Source organism: Rhizobium anhuiense (genome assembly GCF_003985145.1).
Taxonomy (GTDB): Bacteria; Pseudomonadota; Alphaproteobacteria; order Rhizobiales; family Rhizobiaceae; genus Rhizobium; species Rhizobium anhuiense.
Genome location: NZ_ML133530.1, coordinates 1 through 14,793, shown reverse-complemented (window position 1 = coordinate 14,793; position 14,793 = coordinate 1). Strand labels below are relative to the sequence as shown.

At 60.8% G+C, this 14,793-nt stretch carries 10 protein-coding genes; all 10 read left to right on the top strand.

Translation table 11 applies throughout. The annotated features are described in order from the left end of the window. The first annotated feature begins 60 nt into the window (after positions 1 to 60). The 10 genes from epmA to EEQ99_RS22240 all read left to right on the top strand — a co-directional run bounded on the left by epmA (position 61) and on the right by EEQ99_RS22240 (position 14,709). Entirely contained in the window at positions 61 to 1,122 is a 1,062-nt protein-coding gene (gene epmA, locus EEQ99_RS22285; protein WP_047615719.1) for an EF-P lysine aminoacylase EpmA, read from the top strand. Then, positions 1,119 to 2,171, top strand: a complete 1,053-nt coding sequence (locus EEQ99_RS22280) for a lysine-2,3-aminomutase-like protein (protein ID WP_127431119.1) — start codon at positions 1,119 to 1,121, stop codon at positions 2,169 to 2,171. Before epmA ends, EEQ99_RS22280 begins: the two co-directional genes overlap by 4 nt. Before the next feature lie 265 nt (positions 2,172 to 2,436). Next, on the top strand, positions 2,437 to 2,688 hold the full coding sequence (locus EEQ99_RS22275) for an acyl carrier protein (protein WP_028757744.1): 252 nt from the start codon (positions 2,437 to 2,439) through the stop codon (positions 2,686 to 2,688). Continuing rightward, positions 2,688 to 3,869, top strand: a complete 1,182-nt coding sequence (locus tag EEQ99_RS22270; protein WP_047615710.1) for an acyl-CoA dehydrogenase family protein — start codon at positions 2,688 to 2,690, stop codon at positions 3,867 to 3,869. The genes EEQ99_RS22275 and EEQ99_RS22270 overlap by 1 nt, the downstream gene beginning before the upstream one ends. Positions 3,870 to 3,874: 5 nt before the next feature. Then, positions 3,875 to 4,783, top strand: coding sequence for an amino acid--[acyl-carrier-protein] ligase (locus tag EEQ99_RS22265; protein ID WP_047615705.1), 909 nt, complete (start codon positions 3,875 to 3,877; stop codon positions 4,781 to 4,783). An 8-nt stretch (positions 4,784 to 4,791) separates the two neighbouring features. Continuing rightward, the gene (locus EEQ99_RS22260; protein ID WP_127431118.1) at positions 4,792 to 5,754 is read left to right on the top strand and encodes a DUF1839 family protein; all 963 of its coding nucleotides are present in this window, start codon (positions 4,792 to 4,794) and stop codon (positions 5,752 to 5,754) included. 16 nt (positions 5,755 to 5,770) lie between these two features. Continuing rightward, positions 5,771 to 8,245 carry a glycoside hydrolase family 2 protein gene (locus tag EEQ99_RS22255; RefSeq protein WP_127431117.1) on the top strand — a complete coding sequence of 825 codons (2,475 nt, stop codon included), beginning with the start codon at positions 5,771 to 5,773 and terminating at the stop codon, positions 8,243 to 8,245. Positions 8,246 to 8,339: 94 nt separating this feature from the next. Beyond that, the gene (locus tag EEQ99_RS22250) at positions 8,340 to 9,518 is read left to right on the top strand and encodes a glycosyltransferase family 4 protein (protein WP_127431116.1); all 1,179 of its coding nucleotides are present in this window, start codon (positions 8,340 to 8,342) and stop codon (positions 9,516 to 9,518) included. A 190-nt stretch (positions 9,519 to 9,708) separates the two neighbouring features. Continuing rightward, complete coding sequence (locus EEQ99_RS22245; protein WP_127431115.1) at positions 9,709 to 13,020, top strand: oligosaccharide flippase family protein; 3,312 nt, start codon at positions 9,709 to 9,711, stop codon at positions 13,018 to 13,020. Positions 13,021 to 13,152: 132 nt separating this feature from the next. Continuing rightward, positions 13,153 to 14,709 (top strand): AAA family ATPase, encoded by a 1,557-nt coding sequence (locus EEQ99_RS22240; RefSeq protein WP_127431114.1) that lies wholly within the window; start codon positions 13,153 to 13,155, stop codon positions 14,707 to 14,709. Positions 14,710 to 14,793 lie beyond the last annotated feature (84 nt).

Sequence of the window (14,793 nt, the reverse complement as noted above, 5' to 3'; positions counted from 1 at the left end):
TAACCTAAAATCCGGGAAATAGCCACCCCATACCGGCTTCTCCGGCGAAGAAAGCTTGGAATGAACTCTTCGGCCAAAGCGTCCCCCTGGTGGACCTCGTCCGTACATGCCGATCGCCGTCCGTTCCTGATCGGGCGCAATGCGATCCAGGCGGCGTTGCGCGGGTTTTTCGCGCGCGAGGATTTCATCGAGGTGGATACGGCGGTGCTGCAGGTCTCTCCGGGCAATGAGGCGCATCTGCATGCCTTCGCGACGGAAGCGCTGACGACGGACGGGCAAAGGGCTCCATTTTACCTGCACACCTCGCCGGAATTCGCCTGCAAGAAGCTGCTTGCGGCGGGCGAGGAACGGATCTCGTGTTTTGCCCATGTCTATCGCAATCGCGAGCGCGGGCCGCTGCATCATCCCGAATTCACCATGCTCGAATGGTATCGGGCGGGCGAAAGCTATGAGAGCCTGATGATGGATTGCGTGCGGATCCTGGCGCTGGCGGCAGAAACGGTAAAGGCGGGGACGCTTGCCTATCGCGGCGTCGCGAGCGATCCCTTCGCCGGGCCGGAGCGGCTCAGCGTTGCCGAAGCCTTCGAGCGGCATGCCGGCATCGATCTTCTTGCCTCGGTCGCCGCCGATGGTTCGACCGATCGCAACCATCTGGCAGCCGAACTCAGGCGCGTCGGCATGCGGGTTGCCGATGACGACGGCTGGGCCGATCTCTTCAGCCGGGTGCTGGTCGAGAAGATCGAACCGCATCTCGGCTTCGGCCGCATCACCATCCTCGACGAATATCCGGTCTCGGAGGCGGCACTTGCGCGTCCCTCGGCACGCGACCCCAGGGTCGCGGAACGTTTCGAGCTCTATGCCTGCGGCGTCGAGCTTGCGAACGGCTTCGGCGAGCTCACCAACGCTGCCGAACAGCGGCGACGGTTCGAGATCGAGATGGCCGAGAAGGCGCGGGTCTACGGCGAGACCTATCCGATCGACGAGGATTTCCTCGCCGCGCTGGCGCTGATGCCAGAGGCAAGCGGCATCGCGCTCGGTTTCGACCGGCTGGTAATGCTGGCAACGGGAGCATCGCGCATCGACCAGGTGCTCTGGGCGCCGGTTGCGGAGTATGGAAGATGAATGTCGTCAAACCGATCAAGAGCGTCGACGATCTTGTGAAGGCAGGGCTCGCCGCGTCTGCCGATCGTGCAACGCTCGAAGAGGTTGCTGCGCGCTATGCGATCGCGCTGACGCCGGTGATCAGCAAGCTCATCGACCGCACCGATCCCGATGATCCGATCGCCCGGCAGTTCGTGCCCGATATCGCCGAACTCACGATCGCCAGCGAGGAACGCGCCGATCCGATCGGCGATCATGCCCACAGCCCCGTCGAAGGCATCGTTCACCGCTATCCCGATCGTGTGTTGCTCAAGGCCGTGCATGTCTGCCCGGTCTATTGCCGTTTTTGCTTCCGGCGCGAAATGGTCGGACCGCAGGGCCTCGGCACGCTCGATGCCACGGCGATGCAGGCCGCTTTCGACTATATCCGAGGTCATGAGGAGATCTGGGAGGTCATCCTCACCGGTGGCGATCCGCTGGTGCTTTCTCCGCGCCGTCTCCACGACATCATGGAGACGCTCGCCGGGATCGCCCATGTGAAGATCGTGCGTTTCCACACGCGTGTTCCGGTCGTCGATCCGGAAAGGATCGATGCGGCGCTGGTCGCCGCGCTGAAAGCAGGCGGCAAGACGGTCTATGTGGCGCTGCACGCCAACCATGTCAGGGAACTGACGATGGAAGCGCGCGCAGCCTGCGCCCGCCTTGTCGATGCCGGCATCGCCATGCTCAGCCAGTCGGTGCTGCTCAAGGGCGTCAACGACGATCCCGACGTGCTTGCGGCGCTGATGAAGGCCTTCGTCGAAATCCGCGTCAAACCCTATTACCTGCATCATCCGGATCTGGCGCCCGGCACCGGTCATTTCAGAGTGACGATCGAGGAGGGGCAGGAGATCGTCGCGGCGTTGCGCGGGCGGATTTCCGGTCTCTGCCAGCCGACTTACATTCTCGATATTCCAGGCGGTCACGGCAAGGCCGTCATCAGTGGGAGCGCTATCCGGGCGACAGGCGACGGATGTTATTCCATCACCGATTATCGCGGCGGCGAGCATTCCTATCCGCCGGCCGATTGAGACAAAAAGCGGCGCGTTTGCGTGTCATTTCTGTACTCGTCACGCCAGAAGCTATTGTGTGTCGCAGCGGCAAGATTGTCCTAAGTCGTTGATAGAAAATCGTTGTTTACGACAATGCCGGAATGATCGCTAAAATCCTAACTGTGAGCCTTAGTCATATTTAACCCAACAAATTAGCGGAATGTTCTGTTTTCCGCACTAAAAGAACGCTCATGACAAGGCGATGAACGCCGGTTCGGGATCATGAGAATCTTGGAGTGATGGGATGAATACGACAATCCGCGACCTCGTAGCCAAATTCGGCAAGCTTCCTGTGTCGATCGACCAGGTTGGCGACGATGCCGATCTTTATGCGGCAGGTTTGACGTCCTTTGCTTCCGTGCAGCTGATGCTTGGCATCGAAGAGGCCTTCGACATCGAATTTCCCGACAATCTCCTGAACCGCAAATCCTTCGCGAGCATCTCGGCCATCGCCAGGACCGTCGATCTCATCCGGGACAGCCGGAAGGTCGCCTGATGAATTTCCCCGTCAAGATCATGCAGGACGGTCTTGTCGCAAGAGTGGCCCGCGTCGCCGAAATCGCGGCAAAGCACGCCGATGCCGTCGATGTCGAAGGCCGCTTTCCCCGCGAAGCCGTGGAGGCGATGAAGGCCGAAAGGCTGCTCGGCATCCAGGTGCCGCGCCATCTCGGCGGTGAATCCGCCTCGATCACCGAGATCGCCGAATTGTGCTCGATGCTCGGCCAGGCCTGCGCGGCAAGCGCCATGGTCTTCGCCATGCATCACATCAAGCTGTCGAGCCTCGTTGAACACGGCGCCGACAGCGAATGGCATCGCAGCTTCATGCGCCGCATCGCCGCAGAGCAGCTGCTGATTGCTTCCGCCACCACCGAAGGCGGCATCGGCGGAAACCTGCGCAACAGCATCTGCGCGGTCGAGGTCGATGGCGATACTTGCCGCCTCGAAAAGGATGCGACCGTCATTTCCTACGGCTCGCATGCCGACGCGATCCTCATCACGTCGCGTGCCCACGCGCAGGCGGCTTCCTCCGATCAGGTGCTGACGGCCTTCCTCAAGGATCAGTACACGCTCGAGAAGACCCATGTCTGGAATACGCTGGGCATGCGCGGCACCTGCTCCGACGGCTTCCTGTTCAAGGGCGAGGCGCCGGCGCATCAGATCCTGCCGAAGCCTTTCGCCGAGATCGCGGCGCAATCCATGCTCGCCTCCTCGCACCTGTTGTGGAGTGGCGTCTGGTACGGCATCGCAGTCGATGCCGTCGCACGTGCCCAGGCCTTCGTGCGCGCCGCCGCCCGCAAGGCGCCGGATGCCCAGCCGCCGGGCGCGTTGCGCCTCGCCGAGGTTTCGAACCTGCTGCAGATGGTGAAATCCAATGTGGTTGCCGGCCTCAAGGCCTACGAGGATGCCAAGGCCGATGTCGACAGGCTGTCCTCGATGGGCTTTGCGGTGGCGATGAACAACGTCAAGATCGCCTCGTCCGAGACGATCCTGGAGATCGTCAACCATGCCATGCTGATCTGCGGCATCATGGGCTACAAGAACGGCACGCCGTTCAGCCTCGGACGCCATCTGCGCGACGCGCATTCCGCACAGCTGATGATCTCGAACGACCGCATCCTCGGCAATACGTCGAGCATGCTTCTTGTCCATAAGCAGGACACTAGCCTACTGGGGTGACAGTCATGGATATGCAGACCTCGTTTCTGGACCGGCTTTTCGAATCCGGCCTGCTGATCGATACCGGCATCGACGGGCTCTATGGCCGCAGCGGCCAGTTCGAAGACGTGATCGCTGCCTTCGAGCGGCTGATCGACAGGTTCGGCGGCGCCGACGGCGCGGAGGCGATGCGCTTCCCGCCGGGCATGAACCGCGCCTTTTTCGAAAAGAGCGGTTACATGAAGAGCTTCCCGCAACTGGCTGGCACGGTGCACAGTTTCTGCGGCAGCGAACTCGATCATGTCAGCCTGCTGCAATGCATGGAAGTCGGCGAGGACTGGACCAAGGGGCAGGAGGCGACCGACATCGTGCTGACGCCGGCTGCCTGCTATCCGCTCTATCCGACGATCGCCAAGCGCGGCAATCTGCCAAAGACGGGCGGCCTCTTCGACCTGCAATCCTATTGCTTCCGCCATGAGCCGTCGAAGGATCCTGCCCGCCAGCAGCTGTTCCGCATGCGCGAATATATCTGCATGGGCACTGAACAGCACGTCACCGATTTCCGCCAGCGCTGGATGGATCGCGGCGTCGAGATGATGAAGGCCGTCGGTCTCGACGTGACGATCGACGTCGCCAACGATCCGTTCTTCGGCCGCGCCGGCAAGATGCTCGCCAACAATCAGCGCGACCAGAACCTGAAATTCGAGCTGCTGATCCCGATCACCTCGGCTGCCAATCCGACCGCCTGCATGAGCTTCAACTACCATCAGGATGCCTTCGGCACGAAATGGGGTCTCAATCTCGAAGACGGCAGCGTCGCGCACACCGCCTGCGTCGGCTTCGGGCTGGAGCGCATCGCGCTTGCCCTCTTCCACCATCACGGGCTCGATGTGAAGCAATGGCCGGCCAGCGTACGGAAAGCGCTGTGGGGCTGAGCACATCCATGACATCGGTATTTTCGGGAATCGACCCGGAAACCTACCGGGCGCATGCGCTGCATTCCAGTGAGCGCGCCTGGCCGGAAACCAATTGCTATGTCGATCTCTGGATCGAGGTGCTGGCATCATCCGGTGTCGCGCCCGAGGCGATGCTGGGTTTTACCCTGACGCAGGATTTCGAGGGCGACCAGTTCACCTTCTTCAAGGTGCCGCTCCAGGATCTCGAAGCGCTCTACGGTATTCGCGCCACCGAGCTTGCCATCTACGACCGTGTCGAACGCCATGTCGAGGTTCAGATCGCCCGTGCCCGTCTCTGCCTGATCGAGATGGATTCCTTCTACATGCCGGACACGCGCGGCACCGCCTACCGGCAGGAGCACGGCAAGACGACGGTGGCGATCAACCGGCTGGATGTTGCGGCCAAGCGCGTCGATTATTTTCACAATGCCGGTTATTTCCGCCTGGAAGGCGAGGATTTCGACGGGCTGTTCCAGCTGCATCTGACGGAGAACGATCCGCCGTTCCTGCCCTATACGGAATTTGCGCGGTTTCCGGAAAAGCCGGCTGATGAAACGCATCTGCGGAAGACCGCGCGGCAGCTTGCCGGCTTTCATTTCATCAGGCGTCCCCGCGAAAACCCGATCCGCGCCTTTGCAAGCGTCTTTCCGCAGCAGGTCGAAGCGGTAGCGGAACGGCCGTTCGGCTTCTTCCACAAATACGCCTTCAACACGCTTCGCCAGGTAGGCGCCAATTTCGAGCTGGCGGCCGATTACCTCACCTGGCTTTCCGCCGGTGAATTCGCGGCTGCCGCCGAGCATGCCAGGCGCATTTCCGAGGTGGCGAAATCGGTGCAGTTCCAGCTTGCCCGCGCCGTCACCCGCAGGAAGTTCGAGCCGTTGCAGGCAGCACTTGATCCGGCCGCCGATGCATGGGATTCCATGATGGCGTCGCTTGCGGGGCGAATCTGAAGCCGGAGATCTGACCATGCGGGGGCGTTTGGCAAGCATCGGTGCCGAGGAAAGCCTGCTTTCCGAAGGCTGGAACCTGATCCTGACGGAGCCGGGCGCCTGCGCCGTGCCGCACGACATTCACCTTTCCGCCCAGTTCATTCCCGCGCCCGTTCCCGGCACTGTCGCCGCGGCGCTCGAAAAGGCTGGGCTCTTCGACCGTGAAAATCCCGAGCCGCTGAACACGCGGGATGCCTGGTATCTCTGCCGGCTTTTCGATGCCGAGCCCGGCGAAGCGATCCTGCATTTCCAAGGGCTCGCGACGCTCTGCCATGTCTTCCTGAACGGCCAGGAAATCCTGTTTTCCGAGAGCATGTTCACGGCGCACGAGATTCCGGTGACGCTGTCGGGCGGCGACGAACTGGCGCTCTGCTTCCGGGCGCTCGGCCCCCGTCTGTCGGAGCCCGGCCCGCGCGCGCGCTGGCGGCCGCAGATGATCACGCCGGCGGGCCTGAAGAATTTTCGCACGACGCTGCTCGGCCATATGCCGGGCTGGTGCCCCGATATTCATGCTATCGGGCCGTGGCGACCGATTTCCATGGTGCGGCGCAATCCCGTCTCGATCGACAACGTCTCCATCCGCGCCCTCTTGGCGGAGAGCGGCGCCGGCCGTCTCAGCGTATCGCTGCATAGCAATGCCGAGGATCCCGCCATGCTGCTGCGCTGCGGCGGAATGGAGCAGCCTTTCGAGAAGGTCGGCGACAGTCATTACTCGGCTATTCTCAAGCTTCCCGACATCGAGCCATGGTGGCCGCACACCCACGGCGCTCCGCGTCTCTACGAGCTGACACTGGTTTCCGACGGCGTCGAATATCCGCTCGGCACGACTGGCTTCCGCCGGATCGATGTCGACCGCGGTGCCGATGGTGATAACTTCGCGCTCACCGTCAACGGCGAACGCATCTTCTGCCGCGGCGCGGTGTGGACGACGGCCGATATCGTGCGATTGCCGGGCGGCCGGGCGGATTACGAACCGTTCCTGCGGCTTGCCGCGGAGGCCGGGATGAACATGATCCGCATCGGCGGCACCATGGCCTATGAGACGCCGGATTTCTTCGCGCTCTGCGATGAACTCGGCCTGCTCGTCTGGCAGGATTTCATGTTCGCCAATTTCGATTATCCGCGCAACGACAAGGCCTTTCTTGGCCATGTGCATGCGGAGGTCGAGGAATTTCTGCACGGTGTCCAGGCGTCGCCCTCCCTCGCTGTGCTTTGCGGCGGCAGTGAAATCCACCAGCAGGCGGCGATGCTCGGCCTGCCGGCGGAATTCTGGAGCGGGCCGGTCACCGACGAGATCATCCCGGCGGTCGTCGCGCGCATGCGTCCCGACGTGCCCTATGTCCCGAATTCGCCCTATGGCGGGGCCATGCCTTTTTCGCCCAATGCCGGAATTGCACATTATTACGGCGTCGGCGCCTATATGCGGCCGATTGCCGATGCGCGCCGCGCCGATGTGCGGTTTGCCTCCGAAGGCCTCGCCTTCGCGCATGTGCCGCAGCAAAGGACGCTGCAGCGTCATCTCGACGTGCCCGCCGTCCATAGCCCGCTCTGGAAGGCCCGCGTGCCGCGCGACCGCAGCGCATCGTGGGATTTCGAGGATGTTCGCGACTTCTATCTGCACCTTCTCTACGGTTTCGATCCGGCCCAATTGCGCCGTGAGGATCCGGAACACTATCTCGATCTCTCCCGCGCCGTCACCGGCGAGGTGATCGAGGAGGCTTTTGCCGAATGGCGGCGCAAGGGCTCCGGCTGCAACGGCGCGCTCGTCTGGACGCTGCAAGACCTGTTGCCCGGTCCCGGCTGGGGGGTGATCGATTCCACCGGAGAGCCGAAGCCCGTCTGGTATGCGATGCGCCGTGCCTTCCGGCCGGTGCAAGTGGTCTTCACCGACGAGGGAACCAACGGTCTCGACGTGCATGTCGTCAACGAGGCGGACGCCGCGCTCGACGTGGAGCTCGAGGTCGTCTGCCTGCGGGACGGCAAGCAACAGGTCGTCAGCGGCAGCATGGCCTTCAAGCTGGCGGCAAGGAGCACGGAGCGTTTTGCCTGCACAACGCTGTTCGGCGCCTTCTTCGATACGACCTATGCCTTCCGTTTTGGACCACCATCGCACGACGCAAGCGTGGCGCGTCTGCGCTCGCTGGCAGATGGCGCCATTCTCGCCGAAAGCTTCCACTTCCCGTGCGGCCGGGGGAAGGCGCTCCATGACGCAGGGATCGAAGCGTCACTCGGCAGAGATGGCGACGACTGGTTCGTCGATTTGAGGACCGACCGGCTGGCGCAATCGGTGCATATCGACGTCGAAGGCTATCGGGCCGACGACGACTGGTTCCATCTCGCTCCCGGCGTGGCGTGGCGCGTGAAGCTGCATGCGCTCCTGAGCGCGGAAAGCGATGTTCCGCCTACGGGTGAGATCAGAAGTTTAGGCAGTTCGCATCGTGTCGCGTTCTAGAAAAGAGATAGAGCATGCTGCCGTCCGAAAACCGCGCACACTTTTCGGCATCATGCTCTGGGGCTGATGCCGATCCATTTGGAAAGACCGTGATTTGAGAACGATATACCGCTTTCTGCGCGCCCATGTCCTGCAGCGGCTGATTCCACGCGCGCGTCTTGCCTTCAATCCGCGCAAGCCGGTGGAGATCGTCGGCTATCTCTCGATGGCGGTCGGCGTCGGCGAATCGGCAAGGCTCTGCGCCGGCGCGTTGTCGGAGGCGGGGCGGGCGATTGCGCTTTCCGACGTCAGCACGCATCCCGACGAGAATGCCTTCGCCGGATGGATGCCGTCGCACCTTTCCACCGAACCCGCGGGAAGCCGGATCTGGCATCTCAATCCGCCGATGCTGCCGCGCGCCATCCTGAAGAAGGGCGTTGGAAATTTCACCCGCGCCTTCAACATCGGCTATTTCGCCTGGGAGCTCGAAGTTGTGCCGGCGGAATGGCGCAATGCGATGCATTACATGAATGCGGTCTTCGTGCCGTCGGAATTCACCCGGCGGACGATTGCGCCGCTGACCGCGGCACCCGTCATCGTGGTTCCGCATCCCGTCACGGAGAAGCCGGCGACGGAAGGCATGCGCCAGAAATTCGGCATCGAGGAAGACGCCTTTCTCGTCAGCTTCATCTTCAGTGCCGGCTCCTCGATCAACCGGAAGAATCCGAAGGCCATCATCGAGGCCTTCAGGATCTTCGTCGCCGAAGCCCCAAGCGCCTTCCTGTTGATGAAGGCCAGTGGCAATATCGATAGGGATGAAGGCCTGCGCGAACTGATCGCTTCGGTCGCCGGCAACCCCCGGATCAAGATCGTCACCGACAGGCTGTCGGACGCCGATATCAACGGCCTCATCCGCTGTTCAGACGCCTATCTTTCGCTGCATCGTTCCGAGGGTTTCGGGCTGACGGTGGCCGAGGCGATCATGCAGCGCACGCCGGTGATTTCTACCGCCTGGTCGGGCACGGTGGATTTCTGCGATCCCGACAATAGCTGGATGGTCGCCTCTCCGCTCATTCGGGTCATCGATACCCATCCCGAATTTGCCGGGCTCGCGGGCGCGGTCTGGGCTGACCCTTCTCCAGAGGCGGCGGCTGCGCACTTGCGGGACATCTTCCTCGCGCCCCAGCGTGCACGAGAGAAGGCCGAGAAGGCGCGGGAGTTCCTGCTGAAATACCTTGCAGAGAACAGCTATGAGAAGGCGCTCCAGAGGCTGTCGGCGATGCAAGCCAGCTAAGGTGAGGTCGTCACTCCGCTTTATTTTAACATTTTCGCATTAGAGATGGCGGGTATGCGGCTTTAGAGCATGGCGCGCAAAAGTGTGCAGCGGTTTTGCGATAACGACATGGGTAAAAACAAAAACCTAAAGTGCGAGAAGCGATCTGAAGATCGTGACGCGCTTTAGGCCGATGCTGACGGATGGATAGATGTCGAAGGGTATTATCGCAAACTCGGTGATGAATGCGGCGGCAGGCATGCTGCTGCTTCTGACGGGCTTCGTTTCCTCGATCATAACTGCGCGGCTGCTCGGGCCGGAAGCCAACGGCATCGTCGCTTTCTCGCTCTGGCTGGTGGTCACGGGCGCCTCGATCGCCGAACTCGGCTCCAGCATCACGCTGCTGAAGACCTTGCCGCAGCTTTCGGCGGAGGGCTACGATACACGCCGCCGGCGGGGTTTTGCCGCGATCCTCGTCAGCTTCATGATGTTCTCGACCGTCGCGCTGCTGGCGCTCTATGCGCTGTTCTTCCTGACTTCGGAAAAGATGCACTGGGCGGAGACCGCGCCATCCGTCGCTTTGGTCACGGGCGTGCTGTTTTTCGTCCAGGCGATCGGTTCCTTCGTCAAATTCTACCTGATCGGCGAAAAGAAACTCGGCGCCTTCTTTCGGCTGACGGTCGCCGTTTCGATTGTGCAGCTTGCCGGCGTTGCCGTCGGCGCCGTTCTCTATGGCGTCGAAGGCGTCCTCGTCGGTTATGCGCTCGGCCAGCTCGTGCTGTTTTTCGCCACGCTGCCGATCCTTCTTGCGCGGCGCGACTGGTGCGGGGTCTCGCTCAAATATCTCGCCTCCTCCTCCGCCATCCTGTCGATCCAGTTCATCATCGATTCCATCTTCCTCAACCGGCTCGAACTGCTCTTCCTGCAGCAGTTCTGGTCGGTGGAGATGGTCGGCTATTATGCCGTCGGCCTGTCGATCGCCAATATCGCGCTGCAGTTGCCGATCCAGATGACCGGCAGCCTGCTGCCCTATTATTCCGAGCGGCGGCATAACAGCGACGACTCGACATTGCCGGTCGAGGTCTTCGCCGCCGTCACCCGCTCCATGGCCTATATCGTGCTGCCGATGAGCCTCGGGCTTGCGGCGATCTCCAGCGAACTGGTGATCGTGGTGTTCGGCGAAGCGTTCCGCCGCAGTGGGACGGTGGTGGCGCTGCTTGCGCTGGTCGCGCCCGCCTATACGTTCATGCAGATCCTCAGCCTCTATTTGCTGTCGATGGACAGGGCCCGCTCCCGCCTGAATATCAGTGTCATAGGTGGCCTACTGATGGTAGCGGGTTGTTTACTGATCGTACCTAGGCTTGCCGCCGAGGGTGCCGCACTCGTGCGCATCCTCGTCTTCGTTGCGATGTCGGTGATGATGATCAGACAGACAGGATTCGGATCCCAACTATCGGGTCTCTACGCAAGCCTGACGAAGGTGACGCTCGCCTCCGTGCTGTGTGCTTGCGGAGCGATTTCGGTGCTGGAATTCGTCGGGGGTCCGGCCGGTCTCATCGGCGCGATCATTGCCGGTGCGTTCTGTTATTTCGCGGCACTGCGCGTGCTGCGCGCCGTGCCGGGCGAGGATGTCGACGTCATGCACTCCATTCTCGACAAGATGCCGTCCCTGCTGCGCCGGCCGGTCGGCCACGCGATCAATTTCATCGCGCCGCGGCTTCCCGGCGATCCCGATCGCGCCAAGGTCGCGCCCGGCGAATTCTCGCTCGAACCAGCCGAGGGCGCGGGACGCAGTGCTGCCCTGCCGGTTGTCTTCGACGGCACGATCGGGCTGTTCATGCCGGAGAATCGTCTCGTGAAGAAACGTTCGGCCGCCGTGCTTTTCGTCAGCCCCTGGGGGTTCGAGGAGATGTGCAGCCGCAAATTCTTCCGCGTCGCGGCCGAGCATTTCGCCGATATCGGCGTGCCGAGCCTGCGCTTCGACTATCGCGGCACCGGCGATGCGCTCGATTTCGATGCGCTGCCGGCAAGGCTGGAAACCTGGGAAAATTCGATCCGCGCCGCCGCCGTCAAGCTGAAATCGCTGAGCGGCTGCGACCGTATCATCCTCATCGCACAGGGCCTCGGCGCAACGCTTGCCCATCGCATCGGTTCCTCGATCGAAGGCGTCGACAGCCTCGTCATGCTGGCGCCGGTGCTGAGCGGCCGGGCCTATCTGCGCGAACTCAACATGTGGTCGAAGATCATCGATGCCGATCTCGGCCTCGGCAAGGAACATGTCCAGACCGCGAAGGTGCAGATTGCCGGGCTCGTCATGCCCGAAGAGATTGCCGCCGAGCTCGGCAAGCTTACCATCGCCTCGCCACAGGGGCTCGCAGCCTCCCGCTATCTGATCCTCGAACGTCCCGCGAAGGCCGAGGATACCGGTTTTGCCGATGCACTGAAGGCGCTTGGCGCCGATGTCGAGCAGAAGGCTTTCGAAGGCTATGACGAGCTCGCCACCAATCCGCTGTTTGCCAAGACGCCGATGGCCGTCGTCGAACTGCTGACGACCTGGCTGGAGGCGACGACGACGGAGACATCCGCGGCGCATTCGCCTGATGTGATCGAGAATCCGCCGCTTGCCGGCGAGGGTTTTGCCGAAACGCCGGTGCGTTTCGGCAGCCACAATCATCTGATCGGCGTCGTCAGCCGGCCACTCGGTGAGATCAAGGGCAATGCCGTGCTCTTTCTGTCGACAGCCTATGACCGGCATGCCGGCTGGGGACGGACGACGGTCGATATGGCGCGCGCACTTGCCCGCCAGGGCGTCGTTTCGCTGCGCTTCGATTCCGCCAATGTCGGTGACAGCCCGCCGCGGCCGGACGCGCCGGAACAGGTGCTTTATTCGGATACCCAGACCGCGGATGCGGTCGCCTCGCTCGATCTGCTCGAAAGCGTCGTCGCCGGTCCCGTCATGGTCGCCGGCCGATGCAGCGGCGGTTACGTCGCCTTCCGCGCCGGTGTCGCCGACGACCGCTTGAAGGCTGTCGTATCGATCAATCCCTTCGTCTATTACTGGGATCCGAAGATACCGGTGCGTAGGGAGCATGTCGTCTCCGTTCCGCGCAGCCTTGACGACTACGGCCAGCGCATGGCGCGGCTCGACACGCTGAAGCGGCTGCTGCGCGGCCAGGTGGACGTCGTTGCGGCGCTGCAGAATATCGTCATCGCCGCCGGCCGCCGGCTATCGCCGTGGATCGCACCGCTGCTCGAGCTGCTTCCCGACCGGCGCCATATCGCCCGCGAGGTCCGGCACTCCTTTGCGCTGTTCGGCAAGCGCAAGGTGCCGCTGACGCTGATTTACAGCGAGGGCGATGTCGGGCTCGACCACGTCTATTTCCACTTCGGGCCGCGCGGCGCCCGGCTTTCGCGCTATCCGAACGTGCGGTTGCTGATGCTGCCGGATGCCGATCACAATCTGACGCCGCCGCAATCGCGCAAATTCGTGCTCGACGAGATCATTCGCTTAGCGAGGGCGTGAGGCGGGTAGGATCAGCCCTAGCGAACGGTAAACGAAATCAACCAGTTTCTGCGTCCGACTGCATGATAGGCGTGGATTCGCGTTGTCTCGTGTGGAAGATACGATTTAAAGACGCATCAATTGGGCATTAAGATGACAGTATTCCTCCACGCGCTTTCCCTACAGTTTTACCGAGGAATAGGCGCAGAAGAACAAAAGCTTCGCGAATTTCGAGATTTCAACTTCTTCATCGGCGTAAACAATTCGGGGAAATCGACCGTCCTCAATTTCGTGTCAAAGTATTTGCCTTTTCGTGCGGATAATGTCGTGGACAGCGAAATTACTGCGTCAATAGAGCGCTACCGGGGAGCAAAAACCGGTGAGATTCAAGCTTTGATTGGCTTTCCGCTAGACATCTTCGTGGACTCGGCTCGCAGAAAATTTTCAACTTTAAAGTCTTCCCAATGGCCAGTGCTAGTTAAACTTATTGAAGCTTTGCCAGACAGAAACATTATCTGGATGGGCCGAAACGGGAAGGTAACCGAACCGGTTTTTGCGGAAGCCGGCCTCCAAGAGCGAATTGCAACCGTGCTCATCCGCGAGGAGTGGTATTACCTTTGGAATGCGTTGACCGGTCAGACAAATGGCAGCTTGGATCAGCACTGGATCCCCGAAATCCTTACGCGGCTGCAGCAAGTGATAAGCCTGAAACTTCCGGCAACCAGGCTAATTCCCGCTAAGCGCCAAATCGGGCCAGCAGGTGCAACTTTAAGCGATCTTAGCGGCGCTGGGTTAATCGACCGATTGATGGAAGTACAAAGTCCGGATCACGACAAACGGGCAGACAGAGTTGTTTTCGACAACATAAACCGATTTCTACAGAGCGTCACAGACCGCGACGATGCACTAATTGAGATCCCGCATAATAGGCAGCACATTCTCGTTCATATGGACAATAAGGTTCTGCCGCTTTCTTCGTTGGGCACGGGAATTCATGAAGTTGTACTGTTGGCATCTTTCTGCACGCTCTTTGACAGACAGATAATATGCATTGAGGAACCAGAGATACATCTCCATCCCATTCTCCAGCGGAAGCTTATTAAGTATTTGAAGGAATACACTTCAAACCAATACTTTATCGCCACCCACTCCGCGAGTTTCATCGACACCCCGGGCGCGGCGATTTTCCACGTATCGAACGATGGGACGCAGACCAAGATATCTGAGAGTATTCTACGCAGCGAGCGATATCAAATATGCGCGGACCTAGGATATCGGGCGTCCGACATAGTGCAGGCTAACGCGGTCATATGGGTCGAAGGACCATCCGATCGCATCTATCTGAAACACTGGCTCGTCAAGGCCGCACCTGACCTAAGCGAGGGCATTCACTTTTCAATCATGTTTTATGGCGGTCGTTTACTCAGCCACTTGAGCGCTGATGCAGACGAGATTGGCGAGTTCATCGCGCTCCGATCCCTCAATCAGAACCTTGCGCTTATTATGGATAGCGACAAAACAAGTGCTCGCGACACCATCAACGATACAAAGCAGAGACTGCAAGGTGAATTTCAGAAGGGAAGCGGCTTGTGCTGGCTGACCAAAGGACGTGAGATCGAAAATTACGTGGACTACAATAAACTCCAATCTGCGGTTTCTGAGGTTTACGGCGAGGTGTACGACCGCCCTGACCTTGCCCCGTTGAAATAATCCATTTTGAAGTAAGCTCTGGCCCATTGAGAGGACCAGAGAATGAAGCGCAACCGTTTCACAGACGAACAGATTATCGGCATT

Excerpts from the sequence above, each read along its gene's own strand:
- EEQ99_RS22275 (WP_028757744.1), top strand. The coding sequence starts at position 2,437 with ATGAATACGACAATCCGCGACCTCGTAGCCAAATTCGGCAAGCTTCCT.
- EEQ99_RS22255 (WP_127431117.1), top strand. The coding sequence starts at position 5,771 with ATGCGGGGGCGTTTGGCAAGCATCGGTGCCGAGGAAAGCCTGCTTTCC.
- EEQ99_RS22265 (WP_047615705.1), top strand. The coding sequence starts at position 3,875 with ATGGATATGCAGACCTCGTTTCTGGACCGGCTTTTCGAATCCGGCCTG.
- EEQ99_RS22260 (WP_127431118.1), top strand. The coding sequence starts at position 4,792 with ATGACATCGGTATTTTCGGGAATCGACCCGGAAACCTACCGGGCGCAT.
- EEQ99_RS22240 (WP_127431114.1), top strand. The coding sequence starts at position 13,153 with ATGACAGTATTCCTCCACGCGCTTTCCCTACAGTTTTACCGAGGAATA.
- epmA (WP_047615719.1), top strand. The coding sequence starts at position 61 with ATGAACTCTTCGGCCAAAGCGTCCCCCTGGTGGACCTCGTCCGTACAT.
- EEQ99_RS22245 (WP_127431115.1), top strand. The coding sequence starts at position 9,709 with ATGTCGAAGGGTATTATCGCAAACTCGGTGATGAATGCGGCGGCAGGC.
- EEQ99_RS22270 (WP_047615710.1), top strand. The coding sequence starts at position 2,688 with ATGAATTTCCCCGTCAAGATCATGCAGGACGGTCTTGTCGCAAGAGTG.
- EEQ99_RS22280 (WP_127431119.1), top strand. The coding sequence starts at position 1,119 with ATGAATGTCGTCAAACCGATCAAGAGCGTCGACGATCTTGTGAAGGCA.